General features: G+C 60.8%; 4 protein-coding genes. 2 read left to right on the top strand and 2 right to left on the bottom strand.

Going from position 1 to position 3,444, the window contains the following annotated elements:
• Positions 1–182: 182 nt before the first annotated feature.
• A complete protein-coding gene (locus D6T64_RS00170) occupies positions 183–1,424 on the bottom strand; it encodes an MFS transporter (RefSeq protein ID WP_233550743.1) in 1,242 nt (413 codons plus the stop codon).
• A gap of 63 nt (positions 1,425–1,487) precedes the next feature.
• Here D6T64_RS00170 and D6T64_RS00165 point away from each other — a divergent pair, with 63 nt between their 5' ends.
• The gene (locus D6T64_RS00165; RefSeq protein WP_119970271.1) at positions 1,488–1,850 is read left to right on the top strand and encodes a MerR family transcriptional regulator; all 363 of its coding nucleotides are present in this window, start codon (positions 1,488–1,490) and stop codon (positions 1,848–1,850) included.
• 296 nt (positions 1,851–2,146) lie between these two features.
• Here D6T64_RS00165 and D6T64_RS23345 read toward each other — a convergent pair whose 3' ends face one another.
• Positions 2,147–2,275, bottom strand: a complete 129-nt coding sequence (locus tag D6T64_RS23345) for a hypothetical protein (RefSeq protein ID WP_267900458.1) — start codon at positions 2,273–2,275, stop codon at positions 2,147–2,149.
• Positions 2,276–2,354: 79 nt separating this feature from the next.
• On the opposite strand from D6T64_RS23345, the gene D6T64_RS00160 reads away from it, so the two are divergent.
• Positions 2,355–3,365 (top strand): sensor histidine kinase, encoded by a 1,011-nt coding sequence (locus tag D6T64_RS00160; protein WP_158594738.1) that lies wholly within the window; start codon positions 2,355–2,357, stop codon positions 3,363–3,365.
• The last annotated feature ends 79 nt before the right edge of the window (positions 3,366–3,444 follow it).

The raw sequence follows: 3,444 nt of genomic DNA, 5'->3' as shown, positions 1-3,444 counted from the left end.
GAAGTGGGCAGATCTCATGGCCACCAACGGGCAGTTTTCCTGGCCGTCAGTGGGCAGTTTCGTGGCCGCCTATGGGCAGCTTGTCATGGCCGCCGACACTCGCGGTCCAGTCGTCACAACCGGATCCTGAGCGCCCGTAAGCCGAACCGTGACCGGACCGCTTGTAGGTGTCATTGCTGCGATCATGAACGGGCTTCCGCTGTTCCACGGGTGATGCTGTTCTTGGCACGCGCTGTTTGAGTGGGAATCCGGACAGCTACGGCGCTCAGGATGAGGCCAAGCACGGCGAACCCGGCGCCAGCGAAGCCGCCCCAACGCATCATCCCGGTTGCAACTGCGACGCCTCCGAGGGCGGCACCTATGGCGTTGGCTAGATTGAACGCTCCGACGTTCACCGCAAGCGCTAATGACGGTGCGGCGGCGGCATGGCGCATAACGAGGGATTGCAAGGGTGCGATCGTAGCGGTCGACAACAGCCCCAGCATCACGACCAGGGCGACCATAGCGGTCGGTATTTCAGCGGCCAGGGGAAACACAGACAGGGTAATGATGAGGGCGATGAAGACTCCAGCTAAAGTGCGACCGAGTGCCCGATCAGCCAGGCGTCCTGCTACGAGGTTGCCGACGACCCCGCCGATGCCATAGGCCATCAGCAGTACCGGTATGGCGCCTGCGACGATGCCTGTCACGTCAGTCAGGAGCGGCACGAGGTAGGTAAACACGATGCCGACTCCTGCGAACCCGACCACGGTCGTCGAAACGGCCAATAACACCGGCCTTCGCAGTAGCGCTCGGATCTCATCGACAATTCCCGTCGTGGGCGCCGGAGTGCGGGGCATCGCCCACGCCAGCAGGAGCAAACCAATGAGTGCGATGGCAGCGATCACAACAAACGGAAGCCGCCAATTCGTGCCTCCGCCTAGCAGCACTCCCAACGGCACCCCCAGTACAGTGGCCAGAGTCAATCCGGAGGTCACGATCGCGACGGCCTGCCCCGACTTAGCCGGCCCCATCGCCTTAGTCGCAGTGATCAGGCCGATTGCAAACAATGTCGCCTGGCTGCAGGCGGAAACGACGCGTCCGATTATGACCCAACCGAACGCGGGGGCGATTACGGTCAGCGTGGTGCCGGCGATGAAAACCACGGCCAGACCGAGAGCCAGCCCTTTCCGTGGCAGCCGGGCAGTGAGCGCGGTAATGATCGGTCCGCCGATAGCTACCCCGAGCGCGTAGGCGGTGACCGTCTGGCCCGCGGTGGCGATATCGACCGACAAGTCGACGGCAAAAAGAGGGAGCATGCCTGCGACGAGATACTCTGCTGTACCAGTGCAAAACACCAACAGCACGAATCCAGCCAGCACCAGTGCCGGGCGTGCAGCACGATCACGTGGGAGACTTCGAAGGACGAATTTTTCATTGTTCACCCTGATAGCATCAACTCTCACATCAATGAGAAGGCAAGCTCGACGATAGGAGTTACTGGTCACGTGCGAATTTCTGAAGTTGTTGAACGCTCTGGAGTGCCGGCCAGGCTGCTTCGTTACTACGAAGAACAGGGCCTCCTCAACCCGCTGAGAAATCCATCGGGATACCGCGACTACACCGATCAAGATATCGAACTCGTTCGCCGCATCCGCCACTTGCTTGACGCTGGGCTCCGCACAGCGACGATCCGAACGGTGTTGCCCTGCCTGACACAACAAGCAGGACGCCTAGCTCCAATCTGCACCGACCTCATCGAAGACCTCAAACGCGAACAAATTCGCATTGAAGCCTCCATCGACGCCCTCGAACAATCCCGCGATGCCATCGAAGAAGTCATCGCCGCCGGCGTCTCCGTGCCCGGATGATGAGCCTGCAGCACGCTCGCTAGCGAAAAGTCGCTCTCCCCAAGGACCTGTCCGCGGTATCTCCCTTTTACGACGACGCAGAATTACCCTAGATTTTGTTATGGTTTTTGATTGAATGCATGCTCGATCGGGGCCCACCCTAAAGGCGGGGCCGGATCGCTGTTTCGCGATGAGTGCGCCCGGTATATAGGTGAGAGATGCGCGGCGGCGATGAGATTCTCGGCACCAACGCTTGATTTGAGGCGTGGCCTCGACCATGCGGAAGGGATGCTGCCAGTTCTTCTGGCCGACGAATTTCACGAGGTCTTGCCTCGAATGTCGCCCCGCCAACCCTCAACGGGACGCTGCCGCATGGATTCCTCGCTGGCTACGAACGCTGGGGCGTCGAGGGAATTCCGGCCGGCGAACGCCACCGCGGTGATCACGAATGATTTCCCTCCTTCTTTGGGAGGATGTTTCCGGGTGAGCACGAGGGCTGAACATTCGCGCCCGTACTGTTGCCCTATGAAACACAACCTCCGGATTGCGAAGATTGCACTCTTGCCCCTTGCGGGAGCGACCTTTATCCTGCTCTGGATCATCGGAGCGGCGAACACCATCTCGGAGGATCTACCTGTCGAGTGGATCCCCTATGCGGCTCTGGGACTGGCCATCGCCCTGGGTCGAATGTTGCCCGTCAGCGCATTGGGCCTCGTCGTGGCTACGGTGTTGGGCCAACTTCTCCTTCCGGGGTTGCGATTCCTTGAGACCAATACGGCCGCGTACCTCGGCATCGTGTTCGTCGTGGGGATCGTCGCCGCATTCGCCCCAAAACGCATCCGAATGCTCGCCCTGGTGATAAGCGTCCTCGTGGGTCTCGCGGTCGGCGCGATCGTTTCTCCCCGTTGGCAGATCGCCTCAGACGTTTCAGGTCCGATTGCCTCGATGGTGTTGGCGACGGTCGTTTTCGTCGTGGCCTGGGCGCTGGGATTCACCGTGCATCTGTTTTTGGAGAGAGATGCGGGGCTACACCGGGCACGCGTACTTGAGGACGAGGTTGTCGCGGCCGAGCTTGAGCTGGCGATCGCGATTGAGCGCGATCATACCGCGCAGGACGTGCACGACATCATGGCGCACTCGCTGTCGGTCATCGTCGCTCAGGCAGATGGGGCGCTGTTTCTGCAGGATCAGCGTCCGGAAGCCACCGCGGAGACGCTTCGGACAATAGCAAAGTCAGGGCGGGAGTCGCTGGGCGAGCTTCGCGTACTGCTGCACTCGCTGTCGACTTCTCCAGAAGGGCATTCCTACCCCTCGTTGACGGATGTGGACGAACTTGTAGAACGCATGAGAAAGTCCGGGCTGAACGTGACCGATGTTACGTACGGCGAGGCGGGTCCGCTGACGGCGGGGCAACAGCTAGCCGTCCACCGCATCCTGCAGGAGAGTTTGACAAACGCCCTGAAACACGGGAGCGACCCTACGATTGTGCGGATAACGCGCGACTGGCGTGGCCCGGGCCTAGGGCGTGTCTCCTAATGCCTTCGACCAAATAGTTATGGCTCTGAGGACAGCTCCGCCGCGGTAGGTCAGTGCGAGCTTGTCGTAGCGGGTGGCG

It is taken from the genome of Cryobacterium melibiosiphilum (assembly GCF_003602235.1).
GTDB classification, from domain to species: domain Bacteria; phylum Actinomycetota; class Actinomycetes; order Actinomycetales; family Microbacteriaceae; genus Cryobacterium; species Cryobacterium melibiosiphilum.
Note: the sequence above shows the minus strand (reverse complement) of the source record. Positions and strands in the feature narration are given on the sequence as shown.